This window comes from uncultured Negativibacillus sp. (assembly GCF_944388365.1).
Lineage (GTDB): Bacteria > Bacillota > Clostridia > Oscillospirales > Ruminococcaceae > Negativibacillus.
Map to the genome: position 1 here is coordinate 12,134 of NZ_CALXIN010000001.1, position 21,783 is coordinate 33,916.

Annotated in this window: 20 protein-coding genes; 2 read left to right on the forward strand and 18 right to left on the reverse strand. The window is 48.0% G+C overall.

Going from position 1 to position 21,783, the window contains the following annotated elements; genetic code table 11:
• Positions 1–4: 4 nt before the first annotated feature.
• Positions 5–781 (reverse strand): AAA family ATPase, encoded by a 777-nt coding sequence (locus Q0L39_RS00070; RefSeq protein WP_296626296.1) that lies wholly within the window; start codon positions 779–781, stop codon positions 5–7.
• A 327-nt stretch (positions 782–1,108) separates the two neighbouring features.
• On the opposite strand from Q0L39_RS00070, the gene Q0L39_RS00075 reads away from it, so the two are divergent.
• Positions 1,109–2,437, forward strand: coding sequence for a serpin family protein (locus tag Q0L39_RS00075; RefSeq protein WP_296626297.1), 1,329 nt, complete (start codon positions 1,109–1,111; stop codon positions 2,435–2,437).
• A 73-nt stretch (positions 2,438–2,510) separates the two neighbouring features.
• Here the strand turns inward: Q0L39_RS00075 and Q0L39_RS00080 are convergent, their stop codons facing one another.
• The 9 genes from Q0L39_RS00080 to Q0L39_RS00120 form a co-directional block, all read right to left on the reverse strand.
• Positions 2,511–3,236: a GntR family transcriptional regulator gene (locus Q0L39_RS00080; protein ID WP_296626298.1), complete on the reverse strand. Its 726-nt coding sequence runs from the start codon at positions 3,234–3,236 to the stop codon at positions 2,511–2,513.
• A 264-nt stretch (positions 3,237–3,500) separates the two neighbouring features.
• Positions 3,501–4,472: an SIS domain-containing protein gene (locus Q0L39_RS00085; protein WP_296626299.1), complete on the reverse strand. Its 972-nt coding sequence runs from the start codon at positions 4,470–4,472 to the stop codon at positions 3,501–3,503.
• 35 nt (positions 4,473–4,507) lie between these two features.
• Entirely contained in the window at positions 4,508–5,656 is a 1,149-nt protein-coding gene (locus Q0L39_RS00090) for a M20 family metallopeptidase (protein WP_296626300.1), read from the reverse strand.
• A 29-nt stretch (positions 5,657–5,685) separates the two neighbouring features.
• Entirely contained in the window at positions 5,686–6,267 is a 582-nt protein-coding gene (locus Q0L39_RS00095; RefSeq protein ID WP_296626301.1) for a hypothetical protein, read from the reverse strand.
• A 15-nt stretch (positions 6,268–6,282) separates the two neighbouring features.
• Entirely contained in the window at positions 6,283–7,263 is a 981-nt protein-coding gene (locus Q0L39_RS00100) for an ABC transporter ATP-binding protein (protein WP_296626302.1), read from the reverse strand.
• On the reverse strand, positions 7,235–8,254 hold the full coding sequence (locus Q0L39_RS00105) for an ABC transporter ATP-binding protein (RefSeq protein ID WP_296626303.1): 1,020 nt from the start codon (positions 8,252–8,254) through the stop codon (positions 7,235–7,237). The genes Q0L39_RS00100 and Q0L39_RS00105 overlap by 29 nt, the downstream gene beginning before the upstream one ends.
• Before the next feature lie 108 nt (positions 8,255–8,362).
• The gene (locus Q0L39_RS00110) at positions 8,363–10,027 is read right to left on the reverse strand and encodes an ABC transporter substrate-binding protein (protein ID WP_296626304.1); all 1,665 of its coding nucleotides are present in this window, start codon (positions 10,025–10,027) and stop codon (positions 8,363–8,365) included.
• Between the two features lie 23 nt (positions 10,028–10,050).
• Positions 10,051–10,929, reverse strand: a complete 879-nt coding sequence (locus Q0L39_RS00115) for an ABC transporter permease (RefSeq protein ID WP_296626305.1) — start codon at positions 10,927–10,929, stop codon at positions 10,051–10,053.
• Positions 10,930–10,942: 13 nt separating this feature from the next.
• Positions 10,943–11,896, reverse strand: coding sequence for an ABC transporter permease (locus Q0L39_RS00120; RefSeq protein WP_296626306.1), 954 nt, complete (start codon positions 11,894–11,896; stop codon positions 10,943–10,945).
• Positions 11,897–12,260: 364 nt separating this feature from the next.
• On the opposite strand from Q0L39_RS00120, the gene Q0L39_RS00125 reads away from it, so the two are divergent.
• Positions 12,261–13,115 carry a fructoselysine 6-kinase gene (locus tag Q0L39_RS00125; protein WP_366916337.1) on the forward strand — a complete coding sequence of 285 codons (855 nt, stop codon included), beginning with the start codon at positions 12,261–12,263 and terminating at the stop codon, positions 13,113–13,115.
• 106 nt (positions 13,116–13,221) lie between these two features.
• On the opposite strand, the gene Q0L39_RS00130 is transcribed toward Q0L39_RS00125, so the two are convergent.
• The 8 genes from Q0L39_RS00130 to yidC all read right to left on the reverse strand — a co-directional run bounded on the left by Q0L39_RS00130 (position 13,222) and on the right by yidC (position 21,604).
• Entirely contained in the window at positions 13,222–14,061 is an 840-nt protein-coding gene (locus Q0L39_RS00130) for a ParB/RepB/Spo0J family partition protein (protein WP_296626307.1), read from the reverse strand.
• Between the two features lie 291 nt (positions 14,062–14,352).
• On the reverse strand, positions 14,353–15,066 hold the full coding sequence (gene rsmG / locus Q0L39_RS00135) for a 16S rRNA (guanine(527)-N(7))-methyltransferase RsmG (RefSeq protein WP_296626308.1): 714 nt from the start codon (positions 15,064–15,066) through the stop codon (positions 14,353–14,355).
• Positions 15,067–15,141: 75 nt separating this feature from the next.
• Positions 15,142–17,034 carry a tRNA uridine-5-carboxymethylaminomethyl(34) synthesis enzyme MnmG gene (mnmG, locus tag Q0L39_RS00140; RefSeq protein WP_296626309.1) on the reverse strand — a complete coding sequence of 631 codons (1,893 nt, stop codon included), beginning with the start codon at positions 17,032–17,034 and terminating at the stop codon, positions 15,142–15,144.
• Between the two features lie 20 nt (positions 17,035–17,054).
• Positions 17,055–17,465 carry a hypothetical protein gene (locus Q0L39_RS00145; RefSeq protein WP_296626310.1) on the reverse strand — a complete coding sequence of 137 codons (411 nt, stop codon included), beginning with the start codon at positions 17,463–17,465 and terminating at the stop codon, positions 17,055–17,057.
• Positions 17,466–17,489: 24 nt separating this feature from the next.
• The gene (gene mnmE, locus Q0L39_RS00150; RefSeq protein ID WP_296626311.1) at positions 17,490–18,434 is read right to left on the reverse strand and encodes a tRNA uridine-5-carboxymethylaminomethyl(34) synthesis GTPase MnmE; all 945 of its coding nucleotides are present in this window, start codon (positions 18,432–18,434) and stop codon (positions 17,490–17,492) included.
• A 146-nt stretch (positions 18,435–18,580) separates the two neighbouring features.
• Entirely contained in the window at positions 18,581–19,252 is a 672-nt protein-coding gene (locus Q0L39_RS00155; protein WP_296626312.1) for an N-acetyltransferase, read from the reverse strand.
• A gap of 324 nt (positions 19,253–19,576) precedes the next feature.
• Complete coding sequence (gene jag, locus Q0L39_RS00160; protein WP_296626313.1) at positions 19,577–20,524, reverse strand: RNA-binding cell elongation regulator Jag/EloR; 948 nt, start codon at positions 20,522–20,524, stop codon at positions 19,577–19,579.
• Between the two features lie 39 nt (positions 20,525–20,563).
• Positions 20,564–21,604 carry a membrane protein insertase YidC gene (yidC, locus tag Q0L39_RS00165; protein WP_296626314.1) on the reverse strand — a complete coding sequence of 347 codons (1,041 nt, stop codon included), beginning with the start codon at positions 21,602–21,604 and terminating at the stop codon, positions 20,564–20,566.
• Positions 21,605–21,783: the final 179 nt, after the last annotated feature.

Genomic DNA, 21,783 nt, shown 5'->3' on the forward strand with positions numbered 1-21,783 from the left:
CCTCTTACTTTTTCTTCGCACGATTTTTCTTTAAAAACTCCTTGCACAGCGCAGTATATGCCTTGGCGCCTCTCGAGGAAGCATCAAAATAGATCGCCGGCATTCCAAAGCTTGGAGCTTCCGACAGACGGACATTTCTTGGAATCACTGTGTCATATACCTTGTCTGGAAAATGTTTTCGAACCTCTGCTTCCACCTGCTCTGTTAAGCGAAGACGTCCGTCGTACATTGTCAGAAGGATGCCTTCCAGCTCAATCACAGGATTGTATAAGCGTTTTACCTGACGGATAGTAGCTGTCAGCTGGGATAAACCTTCCAAGGCGTAATATTCACACTGAATCGGAATAATCACAGTGTCACATGCCGAAAATGCGTTGAGTGTCACCAGTCCCATGGATGGTGGACAGTCGATCAGAATATAGTCGTATTGATCGCGAATTGCCGCCAATGATTGACGTAATTTTAACGTTCTGTCCTGACTCTCTGCCAACTCCACTTCTGCCGCTGCCAGATCAATGCTGGATGGAATCAAGTCCACATTTTTAAACTGAGTTTTGAGAATCGCTTCTGATGCCCGACCGTCTCCCACCAACAGGTCGTATACCGAGCACTCCACTTCTCTTTTATTGATGCCCAGACCGCTTGTCGAGTTTCCCTGAGAATCCACATCCACCAGCAAACATTTTTTTCCGGCTTTTCCCAGTGCAGCGGTCAGATTGATTACCGATGTTGTTTTTCCAACACCGCCTTTCTGATTTGCAACTGCAATCACTTTCCCCATCTATGTTCTCTCCTTCCACGACCAAATTGTCACATAAAAACAGAGTTTCCTCTGAAAATCCTTCGAATTTAGTTTGATTATATCATAATTTCTGTGGAAAAGAAAGAAAAAAGCCTTCTTTCCACCTGTTTCTCCACAAAAATGTTTCATGTGAAACTTTTTGACTTTGACACTCAGTCTTTTTGTCGCAGCAGTTGTTTTTGTGTTTCACGTGAAACGAAAGATTGAAAAGAAAATCTTTTTTTGCTGCAATAAAACAAATCAAATTATACACCTATTGGTTAAAGGGCATTTTGCCACTATTAAAAATCAGGAGGTTCTGACCATATGAAAAAGTTCATTTCCGCTGCTATCTGTGCCGCAATGATTCTCTCCATGGCAGTTACTTACAGTGCCGATTCCTTTACTCTTTCCAGAAGTGTCATCCAGCCATATTCTTCGATGATCAATCGTGATAAAGAAGTTGAACCGCTCTATACTGTTTCCGAGCCAAAAATCCCAGAAGATATCGACGAGCAGTATACTTACCAGCAGCAGAATCAGACACCTGAAGCGTTTATTCAAAGTCTGCAAACCTTCGGTGCCAAAACCTCTTCGATGCTGCTGAAAGATACCACCTCCAACCAGACCTACTCTCCTGTCAGCTTTGCCTATGCGCTTGGCATCCTGGGCAGTGGAGCAAAAGGTCAGACACAGCAGGACATTGTACAGGTTCTTGCGTCGGAGAACATGGACGAAGTTTCCAACGGACTGAATAAGTTCTATCTTTCCAACTATCATAATGAAGAAAACACCGTCCTCAAGATTGCAAACTCTCTCTGGATGCAGAAGGATTATTCCTTTAAATCCTCCTTTGCAAAAAATGCTGTCGAGGACTTCTATGCTTCCTCCTATTCGGTGGACTTCAAAAAACAGAGCAGCGCAGATGCAATGGCAAAATGGATCTCGGAGCAGACCGGTGGACTGCTCAATCCAACCTTTGAGCCAAATCCAGACCAGGTTCTTTCGATCATTAACACTTTGTATTTCACCGGCTCATGGGCGGATCAGTTCGATTCCCAAAACAATGTGACCGACAAATTCACCCTGTCAGATGGAACACAGACCGATGTCACCTATATGACCCAGGAGCAGAAAGGTTCCGCTTACTACCAGACCGATAAATATACCATGGTCAAGCTGCCATTTGAAAATGGTCAGACAATGAACTTTGTTCTTCCTGCAGAAGGTGCTTCCCTCTCCTCGCTGCTCGACGAACAAACCCTCCAGCAGATTTTGGCAGATCAGTCCGAAGAAAGCACCCACTATGCCGATGTCACTGTCCGTGTTCCGAAGTTCAGCTACGACACCGAATTTAACCTGAATGACACCTGCAAAGCACTCGGCCTGGAGGAGCTTTTTGATGGAAGTGCAGACCTGTCCGGTATCACTGACGGCGATGTTGCTGTTTCCGATGTGAAACAGGAATCCCATGTCGAAATTGATGAAAACGGCTGTAAGGCTGCTGCCTACACCAAGATGGATATTATGAAGATGAGCATGCCGGTTGAGATGGAAAAATACACCTTCTCGCTGGACCGTCCTTTCCTGTTTGTCATCGAATCTCAGGACAATGCTCCACTGTTTGTAGGTACCGTTTATAACCCTTCCAAATAATGAAATCTCCTCGTATTTGATAGATTCACCCACAAACAAAAAGAGGTGCACGCAATAGCGTGCACCTCTTTTGTTATATGTTGGATTCATAGACATACAATGAAAAGCGCTCAGCATTGATCAGCTGCCTGCCTGCATACATTGGCTGTCCAGCTGCATCGTATGCAGTACTCTTGACGTACAGCAGGTGTTCTCCGCGCTTTACATTGAGCAGTTCACCCTCTCGAGTGGTTGCTCTGCAAATCTCAATCCTTTTTTCCGAACTTGCTACCCTTTTGCCTGTTTTTTTCTCAATATAATCAAACAGTGAGTTGTCGTCAAAATTGGCCTCCAGCAAAAAGGCATACTCCATAGTGAAGTAGTTGTTTTCGATAACAACCGGTTCCGAATCAGCAAAGCGGACTCTGGAGATAAATACAACCCGACTTCCCGCAGGAATTTCCAGGCGGCGTGCCATTTTTTCATCCACTGTCACAATTTTATTCTCCAGCATCTTTCCTCCTGCAGTAACTCCCATCTGCTGACACATATCTGTAAAGCTCTGCAGTTTGCGCATATTGCGCTCAAATTTGGGTTTTGTCACAAAGGTTCCTTTACCCTGTTTGCGTTCCACCAACCCTTTGTCAATCAGTTCTCCAATGGCTCTGCGCACCGTATTGATGCTGATATTATAAGTTTCTGCCATTTCATTTTCTGTCATCAGACGATCCCCGGGATGATACCGTCCAGAACGAATATCTTCTTCAATCGAATCCATCAGCTGGACATAAAGTGGGGTGATCGCTGTCGAATCGAGCATATTGTTACCTCCTGTCCAGACTCCGACCTTCTTGCAATCATCACATTATAGTCATAATTATAATATATTCCTACACATTAAAACAATATGAATTCTCCCAAAATTTCCCACAAGAATCCAATATTTTCTGCTTTAATTTGTCATATTATATACAGAGTACCATCTTTTCCTAGCAAAAAACACAGGTATACGGCAACGTGCTGACCCTAAATAGCCTTCTGCAATTTCACCGTATACCTGTGCTATCTGTTGATTATTAGAACATTAGTATTCTACTTTCCACATATATCTTCTTACATCCATGGAATGTCCTCTGACCTCTGCCATCTGAGATACGTAGTATCTTTCGATCGGGATGAGTACAACCGGATTGAAGAACTCTGCAACTGCTGGATCAATTCTGCCCTTGTTCAGTTCTTTGAAGTCGATAACAATGTAGTTCTCTGCGTAGGTCTTCAAGAATTTCAGGCAACGCTCATCCAATGCTCTGGTTCTTCCTTCGCTCATAATCAAAACCATTGGCAGCTGTTTGTCGGTTGTTTCGAACGGACCATGGAAGTATTCACCAGTGTGCAGGCAAACTGCATGTTTCCACTGCATCTCCATGAAATGGCAGCAGCACATGGAATAAGCAACACCATAGTTTGGACCGGATGCCAATACATAGAACACTGGCTCATCCTTTTCTTTTTCAGCCCAAGCCTTCGCCTCTGCCAGACAGTTTTCCTTGCCTTCCTGTACAATCTGGTCGATGTACTGATAAGCGTCCATTGCTTTGTCATACAGCTCCCAGCCTTCGATTTGATGCAGCAGCTCGAAGCCAACACGCAGGGAGTTTGCCTGGTTGGAATTGCTGTAATCCTGGTTGTCACCGTTGGAGTAAACCAGTACATACTGTCCAACCTTTGCCATTCCGGTGCTGGTGGAACCGGTCATTGCAATGGTGATTGCTCCACGCTCGTTTGCTGTTTTAACTGCCTCTACTGTCTCTGGTGTTGCTTTCAGAGAGCAGATGACAGCCAGACAACGCTCATCCAGCTCCTTCGGGGTTGCATGTACAAACTCGTTGCTGGTGTAGGTGGTTGCACTAAAGGTTTTTGCCTCGCTCTGCAACAGATACAGACCTGGGAAGATGGCTGCTTTGGAACCACCGCAAGCTACAAAATAGACGTGTTTCAATCCGCCTCTTTCTTCCATCTTTTGTTTAATTTCTGCGATCATGTTTTTTACTTCCATGACTATCGCTCCTTTCAGCTGTCAACCCTCGCTCTTTATTTTTCCATTTCTGATTTATCCTTGCTGATTTCCTCTAACATTCTGCACAGCAAGCGGACACAGTCCACTGCGGATGGATAATATCCATACTCTTTTTCGCTGTGGTCCAATGCTCCATGAGGACCCATGCCGTCCAGAATAACTGCACCTCCACAACGGGAAAGGTGATTTGCATCGGACAATCCACCACGATCCTTTTCCTCAAAATGGATCTGCAGTTCGTCCGCCATCGCCTGCAATCTCTTCACAAAAGCAGCCGTCTTTTCCGACTTCATCATCGGAGGCGAGGACCGATGTTTTACGACTTCGGTGCGAACACCTTTGACAAACGGTTCTCCATTGACCATTTTATCCACTGCCCGTTCCAGACGGATTCGCTCCGATTCCTTTTTAAACCGCATCTCAACGCTCAGCTTTGCAAAATCTGCAACAATGTTGTTGGCAGTTCCGCCGGATACAACACCGACATTGACCGTTGTGTCCTCTTCTCTGCTGGCAAGTCCCATCAGCTCAACGATATAGTGACCCATCTCCAGAATCGCAGAGGCGTTCTCTACACTGAACATAAAGCCGGCATGTGCTGCCTGTCCGTGGAACTCCAGTTCATATCCCATGGAACCTTTGCGTGCAAAACAATGTCTTGTGCCTTTGTTTCCTGCCGATTCCATGACGATGATGTAATCTGCCTTTTTGCCGATTTCATCCATCTTTTCTCTGGAGTAACGGCTGCCGATCTCCTCATCCGGATTATACAGCATACAGATGTTCAGCTTGTCCAGCACCGCCGGATCGGTGTTGAGCGCCACGTGAAACATTGCTGTGTCGCCGTTCTTCATGTCACCGACGCCAGGACCGTATACATTTTCCTCATCCATGTGGAATGGACGCTGTGCCGCTGTTCCATCTGGAAAAACGGTGTCCATGTGTCCAACAAACATGACATCATAATGGTCAGCCGGACGATTGCAGATCTCCATCAGGCGTCCTGCCTCAGGACCAACATCGTGGTTGATGACATGCCATCCAATGCCACGATACCAGCTTTCGATCTCATCGGCCACTTTATTTACTCCCGCCGTATTTCTGGAGCCGCTGTCAATGTTGACCAGCGTTTCCAGCTGCTTCAGATATAAGTTTAAATCCAAGCTGTGTCACCTCCTGTTTGCGCTGTATGTTATCGTTCTCTTGCAAAAAGGTAATAGGCTGGACTGCGATTTTCACAGTCTTTTTGTAAAACCTGAAAATTACAGTAGGCAAAAGGTTCTTTTACCTGAACTTTTCCCTTGCGTCCTTCCGAGTCAAATTTTCCTGGTTCCAAAGCTGGGTCCAGAATACATGCCTCTGTTTCATCCGCTCCGATTACCAGAATATAGTGTCCTCCGTGGGTGAAAACACCCTCATAACCTTCTCTGTCACCGCCGGAATTGGCTACTGCCATTCCACCGTTTCTGACATGAGCGATCATTTCCTTGATATTATCCGTCTGCGCATAGGTTAACCCAAATTTTTGTGCAACTGCGGGTCCCAAAATCGTCAAATTTGTTCCTGCGCTCTGGTTTGCTTTGAGATCATACGCCATCTGCCGGCAATCTTCCAGCGACAAATGGTGCATCGTCATGTTCTCTACAATCATACATAAACAGCATAATCCGCAGCCTGCCGCTGAGATATTGGATTTATCCGGCGGTGCACCACCATTTTTCAGGTTGTGCTGATAGGGCATGTCAGGATACTTGCGTTGATTCAGATACAGCATATCCTTTTCCTCCCTTTAATCATTGATTTCCTGGTAGCGCAGACAAGCTACTTTACGCTTTCCATCCACATCCTGAAGCTGTGGTGTTTCCTGTGAGCAGCGCTCAGTTGCATATGGACAGCGGGTGTGGAAGCGGCATCCCTTTGGCGGATGCAGCGGGCTTGGAACCTCTCCTTCGAGAATAATCTCTTCCTTTTTGCGGTGAATATCCGGCACCGGAATGGCGGAGAGCAAAGCCTTGGTATATGGATGCAGCGGATGTGCAAACAGATCCTGTTTGTCCGCAATTTCTACGATTTTACCCAGGTACATAACCGCAACCTTGTCGCAGATATACTGAACAACACTGAGGTCGTGAGAGATAAACAGGTATGCCAAATTCATCTGTTCCTGCAAATCTTTGATCAGGTTGAGCACCTGTGAGCGAACCGATACGTCCAGCGCCGATACAGGCTCATCACAGACAACCAGTTCAGGGTTATTGATGAGTGCACGCGCGATAACAATTCGCTGACGCTGACCACCGGACATCTCATGTGGGTATTTGTTGAGGTATTTTTCACCCATACCAACAACGTCCAGCATCTGAATAACCTTTTGTCTTTTCTGTTCCCGATCCAAATCTCCGGCGATATCCAATGGAGATCTGACCGACTGGAAAACAGTTTTTCTGGGATTGAGCGAAGCAAATGGGTCCTGGAAGATCAGCTGCATCTTTTTTCTGTACGGCATCATCTGATCGACCGAATAGTTGGTGATCTCTGTTCCGTTGTAAAAGATCTGTCCTCCGCTGACCGAGTGCAGCTTGAGGATGGTTCGTCCCAGCGTCGATTTTCCGCATCCGGATTCTCCAACCAGATCGACAGTCTCTCCCTTTTGCATAATCAGGTCAACGCCATCTACCGCCTTCAGATAGACTCTGTCAGCCTCTTTGAAACTCTTTTTGACCAGAAATCTCTTTTGCAGGTTACGAATTTCCAACAGTGGTGCTGCCATCTGCGCTTCCTCCTTCCTCTACATACTTCCAACAGCGGATCTTGTGTCCGTCTTTCAAAGTGTGCATTCCTGGATCAGCTTCCCAACATTTTGGCATTGCCTCTTTGCATCTGGTGCAGAATCGGCAGCCTTTTGGCATCTCGTCCAGCGTCGGTACCGTACCTTCAATCGTGTACAGACGTTCGTCCTTGCCCTGATCCAGTCTTGGAATCGAACTTAACAGGCCAATGGTGTATGGGTGCATCGGATGGTCAAAAATCTGCTCCAATGTGCCATACTCCACGTCCTTTCCGGCGTACATGACCATGACGTTGTCCGCCATCTCTGCCACAACGCCCATGTCGTGGGTAATCAAAATAACCGAGGTATTGTAGTTGTGGGTCAGTTCCCTCATCAGACGCAAAATCTGTGCCTGAATGGTTACATCCAGCGCAGTGGTAGGTTCGTCTGCAATCAGCAGCTGTGGATTGCACGACAGCGCCATTGCAATCATAACTCTCTGGCGCATACCGCCTGACAGCTGGTGCGGATATTCCTTGATGCGCTGTTCCGGCGAAGGGATTCCTACCTTTTCCAGCATCTCAATGCTCTTCTTCATCGCTTCCTGTTTGGAAATCTTCTGATGTGTCTGAAGCATTTCCACCATCTGATAACCGATGGTGTATACAGGATTCAGCGAGGTCATTGGCTCCTGGAAGATCATCGAAATCTTGTTTCCGCGCACATCGCGCATCTCCGCATTGCTGGCTTTTGACAAATCTTTTCCCTGGAAAACAATCCTGCTTTCTGGATCAATTTCACACGTTCCCGCCGGCATCAGACGGAGGATCGAGGTCGCTGTCACGCTCTTGCCGCAGCCTGACTCCCCAACAATCCCGATGATTTTACCTGCATCCAGGGAGAAGTTAACGTCCTCTACTGCCACTGTTTTTTTATTTTTTATTACAAAGCTGACCTTTAAATTTTCAATATTCAATAAAGGCTCCGGCATAAGAGGTTCCTCCTTTATCTATTCCTTATCCGGCTTGTAAACCGAAAATGCCTTTCTGAAGGGACGCATCAAAGATGCGTCCCCTACATTCAGAAAAGCGTCCTATTCTTACTGTGTTACAGACCAGTTCCAAACAGCTTCGTTGAGCATACCGCTGTCTGCCTGATGTACACCCTGCATTCTTGGGTTGATAACGTTGAAGGAGTAAGAATGATAGAGCATTACCAGAGGCATCTCATCATACAGGAACTCCTGATATTCGTTAACCAGTTCTTTTCTGGCTGTTTCATCCAGCTCAGAACCGATCTTTTCCTGATATTCTGCATAGCGTTCATCGGTAATCTGGCAGTAGGTTGCGTTGCGGTAATCATAGTAACCTTCCATCCACAGTGGGAAGCTGGTTGCTGTCGATCCGCAGATACCCAGATCGTAAGTACCATCCTGCAGGCCTGCAAACTCGGTTGCCAGGTCAACGGTCAAAACTTCAATGTTAATACCAGCTTCTGCCAGCTGCTGCTGAATCAGAGCTGCCATTTTTTCTCTTGCGGAGGTAACTGCCATGGTCAGTGTTGTGCTGCTGTCCCATCCAGCTTCTTCCAGCAGAGCTTTTGCTTTTTCTACATCGCGGCTCCATTCGATTCCTGCATCATATTCGGAACCTGGAATGATGTAAGTTGCTGAAGGAACACCTTCACCGTCAACGTTCTGTTTGATCAGCATATCCTTGTCGATTGCAAGGTTCATTGCCTGACGAACTCTCTTGTCGGATACGTTCTGGTTGTTGATCAGGAAGATTGCAACGCCGGTAGGCAGATCAGATTTTTCAACTGGCAGACCAGCAGCTTCTGCTGCTTTTGCATCTTCGATGGTGGACGACTGGAAGAACATATCCAGCTCATTTGTCATAACGGAAGTAACTGTGTTGGATGGAGATACAACGGTGTAAACCAGTTTGCCAAATTTTGGTGCGCCAAGCTGATAATCTGCAAAAGAACCCAGTTCCAGCTGGCTGCCCGAAAGCTCGGAGATGTAGGTGCAAGGACCGGAACCCATGTCATTCGGGTTGTCCCACAGATCAGAGCTGTTTACATCAGCAGGTGCAATGTCGCCCAGCAGATGCTCTGGCAGAACGTAGAAGTATTTGTTGTGCAGAAGGATCCAGTCTTCTACTGGTGTTGGGTTTTTAAAGTGCATTACCAGTGTGTAGTCGTCGGTTGCTTCGATGCCGATGGAGTCGCCTGTTGCAACACCGTTGTCATCGGTACCTTCGAAGAACTTAAACTCACTCTTCATACCAAAGTCAAAGTCAGGATCGGTGACCAGATTTGCGGTGAATACCCAGTCATTTGCAGTTACTGGAGTACCATCGTGGAATTTACAGTCAGGGTCCAGATGGAAGGTTGCTGTCATACCATCTTCAGAGGATTCCCAGGATTCAGCAGCTCTTGGCTGAATTCCGCTGGCTGCCTCTTCGATGTAGGCAAGACGGTCATACAGTTTGTCCAGAATCAGGTGGTTAAAGGTCGAACCGCTCGAAGATCCATAAGGATTCAGCGAGTCCCATGCAGTGGTCAAACCATAGTTGATAACTACATCGGAATAATCGGTTGTTTCTGCTGTGGTTTCGCCGCTTTCAGTTGTTTCCTCAGTCTGTGTGCTGTTGTCTGTGTTCTCAGCGGTTGTCTCGCTGCTGGAACATCCCATCATTGCTACAGACATGGTCATTGCAAGTACGATTGCCATGCTGACCGCTTTCAGGAAATGCTTCTTCATACGTACACTCTCCTTTTGTTTGTTTACTTCATCTTTGGATCCAGTGCATCACGGACACCTTCACCGATAAAGTTAAATCCGACAACCACCAGGATAATGCAGATGCCTGGTGGAATCCATACCCATGGTCTTGCTGTCAGAACCAACAGATTCTGTGCAGCAAAGATAATGTTACCCCAGGAAGCCTGTGGTGTCTGAACACCCAGACCCAGGAAGCTCAGCGACGACTCGGTCAAAATACCGCTGGATACGCGGAATGCAATCGTCACCCAAACCGGTGCAATCGCGTTAGGAAGAATTTCCGTAAAGATAATTTTACGGTTTTTCATTCCCATTGCTCTTGCTGCCTCAATATATTCCTTTTCCCTCAGAGAAAGGGTGTTGCCGTAGATCAGCTTGGCGATCGACGTCCATCCCAAAACACCGATGACCACCGTTACGTTAAAGATAGAAGGTCCAAATACAGCTACCAGTACCAGAATCAGAATCATCGAAGGGAACGACATGAAAATATCAGCCGCACGCATGATGATTGTTTCCCAGATTCCGCGGTAATAGCCTGCAATCAGTCCCAGTGGAACACCGATCAATACGCTGACACAGGTGGAAGCAATACCAACCAGCAGCGAAATTCGACCACCATAGAGCAATCTTGCAAACAGATCTCGTCCAACATCGTCTGTACCCAAAATATGCTGCGCGCTCGGAGGTGTGTTAAAGCCTGCCTCTGCGTCGGTGGTAAATGGGTCAAGATCCATCACCAGTGGTAAAATCAGCACAGCCAATGCGACAATCAATACGACAATGACGCCAAACATCGCGCGTTTATTGTGTCGGAACTTGTCCCATGCCTGGCTTTTCACCTTGTTGGGGGTCGAAGCAGCTTGCGCTGTGTTTCCCATTCATTACACCTCCTTAGTCGTAGCTGATTCGTGGATCCAGTTTCGCATAAATCAGATCCAGTACCAGGTTCGCAATCAGAACAACAACCGAAATCAGTACAGTGACACCCATGATAACCGGATAGTCACGGTTGTTAATCGCTGTTACCATCAGGCTGCCGATACCTGGCCATGCAAAAATCTGTTCTGTTACAACTGCGCCACCAATCAAAAACGGAATGGAAAGGCTGATGGATGTAACAACCGGAATCAATGCGTTGCGGAACGCATGACGAACAACGATGATCGCTTCTTTCAAGCCTTTGGAACGAGCTGTTTTGATGTACTCCTCATTGAGTACCTCCATAACACTCGCCCTGGTTTGCTTGATATAGTTTCCTATCGGCTGAATACCACAGACAAACGCCGGCAGTATCAGATGCCTCAGCAGATCCGCCAGATCCCTCGCTCCCGAAGTACTGTACATACCGCTTGCCGGCAGCCAGCTCAGCTTAACCGCGATGACATAGATCAGAATCAAGCTGAGGAAGAAGTTTGGTACCGATGCACCGATAAATGCAATAAAGTTTGCCAGGGAATCCCACTTGGAATATGGTTTGTATGCGGATACAATTCCCAGCGGAACACCGATGATAATTGCCATCAAAATACCGCTTCCTGTCAGGATCAGGGATGCCTGCAGTCGCTGGCCGATCATCATGCTGACCTCCTGAGAGGTTCTGTAAGATGTTCCCAAATCCCCGCGGAACAACTCTCCCAGCCAGATAAAGTATCGAACGATAATCGGTTTATCCAGCCCCAATGAAATTTTGAGCGCTTCCAGGTCGCTCTGCGACAGCTCACCGGAAGACGCCATAATATCAAGAGGTCCACCTGGCGCAATGTTTACCAGGAAAAATACAACAAACGTAATTCCCAGAAAAACAGGGATTGCAATCAGCAGTCTCTTGATTGTGTACTTGATCACCTTTTTCACCTCTCTGTTTCTAAATAAAAAATTCCCTTCTTCTGTTCTCCTTTCTGCATCTCGCCTGCATAATCCATTTTTGATTTAAGTTCAGCTTCCGTCTCCAAATCCTCTGAAAAAGATTTTTCTTCCTTCCGCCGCTCAAATTCATTCCGCTTCATGCTAATTCATACTGTAATATATTGTAATGAACTTGTCAATATAAAACTATTTTTGGGTTTTTTGTGGAAAATATTAAACAATTTATACAATAAGACCACTTGACAAAACGCTTTTTAGCCTTTATCATAAGATTAAACATGCCAAAACATATGGTAATGAATCTGTCAAAATAATATAGAAAATGTATCAAGGGAGTGTTATTATGTCCATCAAGGTAATCGGTGTCGGCGATAATGTTGTGGATAAATATATGCATACAAAAACCATGTATCCTGGAGGCAACGCCTTCAACTTTTCTGCATACGCCACAATGTTAGGCTGTCCTTCCTCCTATATGGGTGTATTTGGCAATGATGAAGCCGCTGCTCATGTGCAGGCAACTGCAAAAGAGCTGGGGATTGATACCAGCCACTGCCGCATTGAAGAAGGAGAAAACGGCTATGCCATGATTACCCTTGTGGACGGAGATCGTACCTTTATGGGCAGCAACAAAGGCGGTGTTGCAAAGGAAAAACCAATCCGATTCCAGCCAGAGGATCTGGAATATCTTTCCGGTTTTGATCTGATCTGCACCAGCATCAACAGCCATATTGATCCAGAGCTGCCAAAACTTTCTCCCCTGCATCCATACGTTGCCTACGATTTTTCCATCATTGAAACCGACGAACGGTTTGACGCTGTTTGTCCATATATCGACTTTGCCATCACCTCCTGCGGCGATGCATCGTTCGAGCAAATCAAAGAAAAGTGCGCCCGCATCCATCAGCGCGGATGCAAATATGTCATTGCAAGCCGTGGAAAAAACGGTTCCGTTTTCTCTGACGGTGAATACCTGTTTACCCGTGCCGCCAATCTGGTCAAGGCAGTGGATACCCTTGGCGCCGGTGACTCTTTCCTGACTGCGTTTCTGCTTTCCTTTGTGGAATGGCTGCGCTCCAGACCGGAAGATGTTTCACTGGAAACCGCTGTTATGCAGGCAATGGATGCAGGAAGTGCCTTTGCTGCCAAAACCTGTATGGTACATGGTGCATTTGGACACGGAAAACAGTTTGAGTAAAGTTGAAATCATCGGGGACTTGTCTCTTCTTTGTGGTGTAAAAGCCCAAAAAAACACCGAATACACAACTGTGTATCCGGTGTTTTTTTGGCTTTCTCTATATCTCTTAAGAAGGAATTTTTTTCTTGTAGGCACTTTCCTTTGGAATGCGGATGGTATAGACCAGTTCATCGCTTTCCTCCTGTACCTGGGTCTGTGCTTTGATACCCGATAACCTCATGGTCTCCAGCGCCTTATCAATGGTGTTTAAAAAGATGCGCAAATCTCGAACAACAAACAAGCGGTTCTTGTCCCTCTGTTTCTGCTGCTGTTTTCCCTGAAGCTGTGCTAAGTATCGCTCGGTCTGTGCGACGTTCATCTCTTTTTCCGCAATCGTTTTGATCGCCGAAAGAATCACTTCATCGCCCTGATCGTTTAAGCACAGCAATGCGCGCGCATGTCGTTCGGTCAGGCCATGGTTGACAATTTCTTCCTGAACCTCTTTGGAAAATTGCAGCAGACGCAGTTTGTTTGCTACCGTGGATTGATTCTTTCCCAGTTTTTTTGCCACTGCCTGTTGGGTGTATCCTGCCATCTTCATCAGTTTTTGAATTGCCATCGCTTCTTCAAAATAATTGAGGTCGCACCGCTGAATATTTTCGATCAATGCCAGGGCACTGCTCCGCTCCTCATCCATCGAAGTGAGAATCGCAGGAATCTCCTGCATCTTCAGCTTTCGGCACGCCAGCAGCCGGCGCTCTCCTGCCACTAACTGATAGTATCCATTTTCCAGCGGCAGAAGGGTGATCGGCTGCAGCAGTCCATATTGTGCAATACTGGAAGCCAGCTGCTCAATTTTTTCGGCGTCAAATACCTTGCGCGGTTGATATGGATTGGGGAGGATTTTATGTTCTGGAATCAACACCACCTTGTTGATGGTTTTTTGTTTAGCAAGAAGCGCCTTCATCTCAGCAGCTTCACCTCCTTGAGTTCCCTGGTCCCAAAACGCCCCTGCCTGGACTGGTCACACCAGCCGCAGGCAGGTAAAGTTTTGAGATATGATGGGAGCAGAAATGTTTGCAGGAGCGGATTAGGGAGCTCCGCACCTGCCGAGCAAAAGAAAGGAAAATAGGAATAGAAAAGGCATGGACTGCAGACCAGCTTCGGTCCGTGTCCATGCCTATATCATAGCACAGAGTATTCCTGATTTCCAGAAAAATCGTTCGACATGTTTCGACTTATCCCTGCAAAATCCCCTTTAAAGAATCGGTTTCTTTGCCATTTTAGCGGCGGTTCTGGGGAATTGCGGCGGAGTCTGCGATATTTTCTTAATCACAAGGATGCTTCTGCCGCTGTCTTCCGGCAGTGTAAAGTGCAGAATCTGTTCCACCTTGCCGCCCATTGTGGCGATGGCGTTCTTGGACTCACGCACTTCCTCCTCGACCTCCGGTCCTTTCAGCGAAACGAAGTAGCCTCCCACCTTGACATACGGCAGGCAGTATTCCGCCAGATCCCGCAGATTGGCAACAGCTCGGGCGGTTGCAAAATCAAACTGTTCCCGCAGATGTTTCTGTTTTCCGCCGTCCTCTGCCCGCGAATGCAGGAAACTGCAATCCAGACCCAGCTGGTCATTGACCGCCTGCAAAAAGGTCAGACGCTTCTGCAAGCTGTCCAGCATCGTTACCTTCAGGTCAGGGCGTGCAATCTTCACCGGCATGGATGGGAAACCCGCACCGGTGCCCACATCAATCAGGCTCGCTCCCTGCGGCAGCTGTACCGCTTTGAGCAGCAGCAGGCTGTCCACAAAATGCTTAAATACAATCTCTCTGGCCTCGGTGATGGCTGTCAGATTCATTTTTTCATTCCATTCCACCAACAGCTGCGCATACACATCCAGCTGATCGGGCGCCTGCTGCGGCAGTTCAATCTCAAAGGAGCGGCAGCCCTCCAAAAGAAGCTGTTTATCGATCATATCTCTATCCTTCCTGCACCGACGGATGATTTCTCCTCCGGTGCGACAAAATGTTTCATGTGAAACATTGGGTTTCTACGAATTTTTTTCCTCCATCCGATTGCTTTCGAGGTAGATCAGCAGCACCGAGATATCCGCCGGACTGACTCCCGAAATGCGGGAAGCCTGACCAATGTTGTATGGACGGACCCGCTGCAGCTTTTCAATCGCTTCCAGACGCAGTCCTCGAATCTGGGTGTAGTCAATCTGCTCTGGCAGCTGCTTGCTTTCCAGCTTGCGCATCTGTTCCACCTGCATCAGCTGCTTCTGGATGTAGCCCTCGTACTTAATCTGAATTTCCACCTGTTCGGTCACCTCGTCAGGCAGGTTCGGACGCTCCGTGTCAAACGGTGCCAGATCCTGATAGGTGATCTGTGGACGGCGAATCAGATCGGAGGCATGCGCACCGGTTTCCAGCGCTGCTGTTCCTCTTGCAACCAGCATGTTGTTCAGCTCTTCGGACGGACCAAAGGTTAGCTTTTCAATGCGCTTGCGCTCCTGTTCGATCTGTTCCTGCTTGTGCAGATAGTTCTGCCAGCGCTCCTCGCTGATGAGTCCCAGCTCGTGACCGATCGGTGTCAGACGCTGATCCGCATTGTCCTGTCTGAGCAGCAGACGATACTCCGAGCGGCTGGTCATCATGCGGTATGGGTCGGAACAGCCCTTGGTAACCAGATCGTCAATCAGGGTGCCGATATAGCTGGATGCACGGTCGAGGATCAACGGATGTTTTCCCTGTACCTTTCGTGCCGCATTGATGCCGGCAATCAGTCCCTGTGCCGCTGCTTCCTCATAACCGGAAGTACCGTTAAACTGACCCGCACCATACAGACCTTCCACCTTCAAAAACTCCAGCGATGGACGAAGGTCCAGCGGGTCGATGCAGTCATATTCAATCGCATAGGCGTTGCGCATGATGCGGACATTTTCAAAGCCGACAATCGAGCGATAGATCTGCACCTGTACATCCTCCGGCAAAGAGGAAGAAAGGCCCTGCAAATACATCTCCTCGGTGTCCAATCCCACCGGTTCCACAAAGGACTGGTGGCGTGGTTTTTCTGCAAAGCGCATTACCTTGTCCTCGATACTTGGACAATAGCGCGGACCGACGCCCTCGATCATTCCTCCGTACAGCGGAGAACGATGGATGTTGTTGCGGATAATCTCGTGTGTCTTTTCGTTGGTATAAGCAATGTGGCAGACCACCTGATTTTTTAAACCTTCGCGCGGTGTCTCAAAGGAAAACGGGATGATTGGCTCGTCCCCTGCCTGTACCTCCAGCTTGCTGTAATCAATGCTGTCGCGATGGACACGCGCCGGTGTTCCAGTTTTAAACCGACGCAGGTGGATACCCAGACGCTCCAGTGCCTCGCTGAGTCCTACCGCCGCGTGCAGACCGTCCGGTCCGCTCTCGTAGGAAACATCTCCCACGTAGATTCTGCCGTGCAGGAAGGTTCCCGAACAGATGATCGCCGTTTTGACGGTGTAAACTGCACCCAGCTTGGTAACCAGCTCTTTGACTGCACCGTTTTCGTCGATGCGAAGATCGCACACCTCCGCCTGAATGATGTCCAGTCCCTTCTGCTTCTCCAGACGGTGCTTCATCTCACGGTGGTAGGCATCCCTATCCGACTGGACACGCAGGCTGTGAACAGCCGGTCCTTTTCCTCGATTGAGCATCCTGCTCTGCAAAAAGGTGGCGTCTGCCGCCTTGCCCATCTCGCCGCCCAGCGCATCAATCTCCCGCACCAGATGGCCCTTGGCAGTTCCTCCAATCGAAGGATTGCACGGCATGTTGCCGATTGCATCGAGGGACATGGTAAAGATGGCCGTTTTTGCGCCCAGCCTTGCTGCTGCCAGCGCCGCTTCGATGCCGGCATGGCCCGCACCGATTACCGCGACCTCATATTCCCCCATCTTGTACTCCATTCTTTGTTTCCTTCCTTTCTCTATTTTCCAACACAAAAACGTGCAAATACCTGGTCAATGACCGCTTCGGAAGCGCGTTCACCGGTCAGTTCCAGCAGATCGTCAATCGCCGCATCAATGCAGACGTTGACTGCATCCAGCGTCTCGCCCATCTGCAGCGCCTGCTGTGCCTGTTCCATCGTCTTTGCCGCTTCTTCTACGCAGGCTCTCTGACGTTCGTTTGCAATGATTCCAGACGAGGAATCGAGTTGCGCCAGATTCAAAATCTCCCGCACCTGTGTTTCCAGTTCTTCTACGCCTTCACCTGCGCTGGCAGAAAGCTGTGCAATATGAGGAATCTTTTCCTTAATTTGCTCGATGTCCATTTTTCGCTCCAGGTCGGTCTTGTTGATGACTGCCACTACCGGACGGTCCTTGATTTGGTCGATCAATTCTAAATCCTGCTGGGACAGCTCTTACGAGCTGTCGAACACTGCCAGCACCAAATCGCTGCTGTCCAGACGTTTGCGCGCCAATTCGACGCCCATTCTTTCCACAGGGTCATCGGTATCGCGCAAACCGGCAGTATCCGCCAGATGCAGCACTACATCGCCCAGACGGATGGTATCTTCGACAACATCTCGGGTGGTGCCTGGTATCTGGGTGACGATACTTTTTTGTTCTCCCGACAGCAGGTTCATCAGCGTCGATTTTCCAACATTTGGACGGCCCACAATGACCGTCCGAACTCCTTCGCGCAGCACTCTGCCGCTGTCATATTCCCGCAAAATGGTGTGCAGTGAATCACAAATCTGATCCACACTGCGGCGCAGATTGTCGTCCGACACTTCCTCAATATCCTCATCGGGATAATCCACCCACGCAGCCAATGCAGAGGACACCCCCAGCATCTTGTCTACAACCTTGTGGATCTTTTGAAACACCGCACCGTCCCGCGCGCTCAGCGCAGCCTGGGCGCTTTGGCGTCCCTGTGAAGCGATCAAATCGACCACTGCCTCCGCCTGTGTCAGATTCATTTTTCCGTTCAAAAAGGCACGACGGGTGAACTCACCAGCCTGTGCGGGTCGGGCGCCGGCACTGATGCAGGCGCGCAATGTACGCTGCACCAGATAGATGCCTCCGTGGCAGCAAATCTCCACCACATCTTCCCCTGTATAGCTCTTAGGGTTGCGATAAACAAAAACAACCGCTTCGTCGATCTCCCCCTGGTCATCATGCAGTCGTCCAAACAGTCCTCGATATCCTTCTGTCTGGGATACCTTTCGGCCCGAAACCGATACAAATACACTGTCTGCCACTGCAAATGCCTGCGGACCGGAGATGCGCACCATTCCAATGCCTCCTACTGCCACCGGCGTTGCAATCGCCGCGATGGTGTCTGCAGCAATCATGCTGTTCATCCTGACCCTTCCTTTCTCTTGCAAACCTCATTTGTCCATAGATACTGTTATTATAGCAAAAAAACGCATCAATGCAAAGTATCGTGCCAAAAACAGCATAAAAATATCCCGTCAAACCAATGGTTTGACGGGATATTTTTATGCTGTTAAGCAGCTTTTCTCTTTATTGGAATTGGTGCACGATAGCTTGCTGCCTTACGCACCATACAATACTGTACCAGGTCAGGATAGTGGTCGATTGTTTCATACAATTCAAACCCAAAGTGCTGGTACATCGACACGTTTTTAGGATTGTGGGTCTCCAAACTAATGAACATTTCCCTCTGATCCGCATATTCCATCACAACATTCATCAAATATTTAGCAAGTCCTCTGCCCTGACAGGACGGTCGTACCGCCAGGTAGATAATATGCAGACGGTTTTCGTCCAGTTCCTCGGTCCAACTGCTGTTAAGATAGTCCCTGCCTTTGACAAAATTGAAAAATGTTTCCAAGCTCGGGTCATCGCGAATCAAACATGCGTTGGTTTTTACTGTGCTGTACAGCTGCTGCAAATAATATTTAAACGGATTATATGGTGCTGCTTCATCCGATACAACAATAATCGCATCAAGATTCTGGTTGTTTGCATAGATTTCGCAGTTTTCCAGCATTTCATCCAGGTCGCATCGAAACAGTTCCGGCAACAGTTTTTCTCTGGTTTCCTCGTCCGGAATCAGTTCCTGATACAATGGGTCATTGCTGAAGCATTCCGTCAGCAGCGCAATCAGCTTTGTTTCGTCTTCTCTTCCAACCCGATATAACCTATCGGTATCCATGATTTCACTCACCTTTAATATGATTCAGAGATTTCGATTTGTACAAGGCTGCAGCTTTGTTTTTCTTGTTCCGCGGTACCTTTATTATACCCTACCGATGCCTGTCTCTTCAAACCGCATTTGGCCGTGAAAACACAGGGGATTTCTTCTCCATTCACTTTTTACCCTTGTCCATAATTGGGCGATCTCACGTTTCCTTTGTTTTTCTCGCTTATGCTCCCTCATCCATCTTTTCTTCACCTGCGCTTCATCTGCTGTTTATCCCTGCTTTACAAAGGATAAACAAAAAAACCGACAGCAAAGCTGTCGGTTTTTTCAGATGGATTACTCCAGATCAATTTTTGCGTATAACGGCTTGTCCTCTGCCTCTCTTGGAGGAGTGCTGCGAGGAACTTCGTTGCGTACGTTTTCATTGGAAGGTGCCGGTCTGTCCTCAAAGCGGCGCTCTTTAAACTCGCGGTTCTGCTTTGGAGCGCGTTTGCGGTTCTCGACATCCTCCTTGGTGTTGGTGTTTGGACGGAATACATACGGTTTCTTTTCCTGACCTTCTTTGCGTCTCTCACCCTGCTGTCTGCGTCCACCCTGACGGTAGCCGCCTTTGCCGTTGTTGTACGGTTTCTTCTTGCCTTTGTAGTTGTTGTACTTCTTAACCGGATTGGTCGAGCTGATGACAACGCGGCGGTTTGGTTCCTCACCAATCGAAGAAGAGGTTGCACCCTCGACGGTCGAAACGGTCGCATGGATGATTCTTCTTTCGTATGGATTCATCGGTTCCAGGGTCACGCTGCGTCCGCTTTTGACAACATTGCGGGCAAGACGTTTTGCCAGCGACTCCAGGGTTTTCTCGCGTTTCTCACGGAAATTGCCGCTGTCAATGGTAATTCTCATATAGTCACCGTCCAGACGGTTGACTGCAAGACTTGCCAGATACTGGATTGCATCGATCGTTTCGCCGCGTCGACCGATAACAAATCCCAGGTCATCTCCCTTGAGGGCGATGTTCAGGTTGTCTCCGTCCTTAGTTGCCTCTGCAGTAAAGGACGAAACACCCATTGCTTTGAGGATGGAGGTGACATATTCGACCACCATTGCCTCTCTGTCCTCCTTGACAAAGACGCGAACCTTTGCCGGGTAGGTCTTTAAACCGAACAGACCTTTTTTCGGCAGGTCGATGATCTCAAACTCCGCCTGTTCTCTGGAAACATTCAGCTGCTGGCAGGCTTCTTCGATTGCCAGATCAACTGTTTTTCCTGTTGTAATGATCTCTTTCAAACTGTTACCTCCTCTGATAATCAGCGAAAAGCTCGGTTGCTATTCCAAATCGTCGTCGGTGACCTCGGTATAAACGTCGCCATACTTTTCAGCATCGCGTTTTCTAGCCTCTGCCAGTTTTTGACGATTGATTTCTTTCTGTGTTTTTGCTTTTGCCTTTGCCTCTGCATCACCATCGCGTGCCTTCTTTTTGGCTTCGATGCGTTCCATGCGCTCCTGTTCTCTGCGCGCTTCTGCTTCCTGTTTTGCTTTTTCTGCCATTTCCTTTGGATTATAGAACTTATTCAGGATCATGGTCTGCACAAACATCAATACGTTGGAGACAATCCAGTAGATACCAACACCGGCTGGAACCTGAAAAGCGATCCACAGGGACATCAATGGAGAAATCAACATCATTGCCTTCATGGTGCCTGCGCCAGGACCTTCCATTGCGGTAGGATTGTTGCGCATAGCCATCCAGGAGGACAGAAAAGCGGTTGCACCCGAAAGGATCGGGATCAAAATCAGAATATTAAAACCAAACGACGGAGTCGCACCCAGGTTGATACCTAAGAAGTTCAGATCAAATGCCTGGATTTTGCTGACAATCTCCTGTCCCAAAGCCGCATAGGCCTGTGGGTTTTCCTGTACCGAAGCGATGATGCTGGTCTGTGGAGAATAGTGGCTGAATGCAACGCCAAGTCCCTCCATGATCGACTGTGCCTGAGCAATCAGCTCACTGCTCATACCAAGAACGTGGGTCATTGGCTTGTAGATAACGTCAATCAGACCGAAGAGTACCAGGAAGGTGATCAGCATCGGCAGACATCCGCCTGCCGGATTGTAGTGCTCTCTCTGATAGAGCTTTTGCAGCTCTTCGTTCATCTTCTGCTGATTTTTTGCGTACATCTTCTGGATTTCCTGAAGCTGAGGCTGGATCGCAGCCATTTTAGCAGAAGATTTCTGCTGCTTGATCGACAGCGGAAGCATAACGAGCTTTACAAGCAGTGTAAAAATGATCAGCGACCATCCGTAGCTGTGCAGAACGTTGTAAAGCAGCCGCATGATTAAACCAAGCGGATAACCAAGAATATACATTGAAAACCTCCATTCTGCGTTTTATCTTCTATATTATAAGGAAGAAAAAACGCCGCACACCCCTGTCGCTTTCCAGCAGCCAGAGGGAATGCCTGCACTTTTGTTGTGCATTGATTGTGCCCGCCCGAAACATTTCTGGTAGAAGCGGCATCAAAACCGCCCGCCCATCAAAGGGCTGT

Bases quoted from the DNA above. Each gene is read 5' to 3' on its own strand.
- Q0L39_RS00070 (WP_296626296.1), bottom strand. From the start codon at position 781: ATGGGGAAAGTGATTGCAGTTGCAAATCAGAAAGGCGGTGTTGGAAAA.
- Q0L39_RS00075 (WP_296626297.1), top strand. From the start codon at position 1,109: ATGAAAAAGTTCATTTCCGCTGCTATCTGTGCCGCAATGATTCTCTCC.
- Q0L39_RS00080 (WP_296626298.1), bottom strand. From the start codon at position 3,236: ATGCTCGATTCGACAGCGATCACCCCACTTTATGTCCAGCTGATGGAT.
- Q0L39_RS00085 (WP_296626299.1), bottom strand. From the start codon at position 4,472: ATGGAAGTAAAAAACATGATCGCAGAAATTAAACAAAAGATGGAAGAA.
- Q0L39_RS00095 (WP_296626301.1), bottom strand. From the start codon at position 6,267: ATGCTGTATCTGAATCAACGCAAGTATCCTGACATGCCCTATCAGCAC.
- Q0L39_RS00100 (WP_296626302.1), bottom strand. From the start codon at position 7,263: ATGGCAGCACCACTGTTGGAAATTCGTAACCTGCAAAAGAGATTTCTG.
- Q0L39_RS00105 (WP_296626303.1), bottom strand. From the start codon at position 8,254: ATGCCGGAGCCTTTATTGAATATTGAAAATTTAAAGGTCAGCTTTGTA.
- Q0L39_RS00110 (WP_296626304.1), bottom strand. From the start codon at position 10,027: ATGAAGAAGCATTTCCTGAAAGCGGTCAGCATGGCAATCGTACTTGCA.
- Q0L39_RS00115 (WP_296626305.1), bottom strand. From the start codon at position 10,929: ATGGGAAACACAGCGCAAGCTGCTTCGACCCCCAACAAGGTGAAAAGC.
- Q0L39_RS00125 (WP_366916337.1), top strand. From the start codon at position 12,261: ATGTCCATCAAGGTAATCGGTGTCGGCGATAATGTTGTGGATAAATAT.
- Q0L39_RS00130 (WP_296626307.1), bottom strand. From the start codon at position 14,061: ATGAAGGCGCTTCTTGCTAAACAAAAAACCATCAACAAGGTGGTGTTG.
- rsmG (WP_296626308.1), bottom strand. From the start codon at position 15,066: ATGATCGATAAACAGCTTCTTTTGGAGGGCTGCCGCTCCTTTGAGATT.
- mnmG (WP_296626309.1), bottom strand. From the start codon at position 17,034: ATGGAGTACAAGATGGGGGAATATGAGGTCGCGGTAATCGGTGCGGGC.
- mnmE (WP_296626311.1), bottom strand. From the start codon at position 18,434: ATGAACAGCATGATTGCTGCAGACACCATCGCGGCGATTGCAACGCCG.
- Q0L39_RS00155 (WP_296626312.1), bottom strand. From the start codon at position 19,252: ATGGATACCGATAGGTTATATCGGGTTGGAAGAGAAGACGAAACAAAG.
- yidC (WP_296626314.1), bottom strand. From the start codon at position 21,604: ATGTATATTCTTGGTTATCCGCTTGGTTTAATCATGCGGCTGCTTTAC.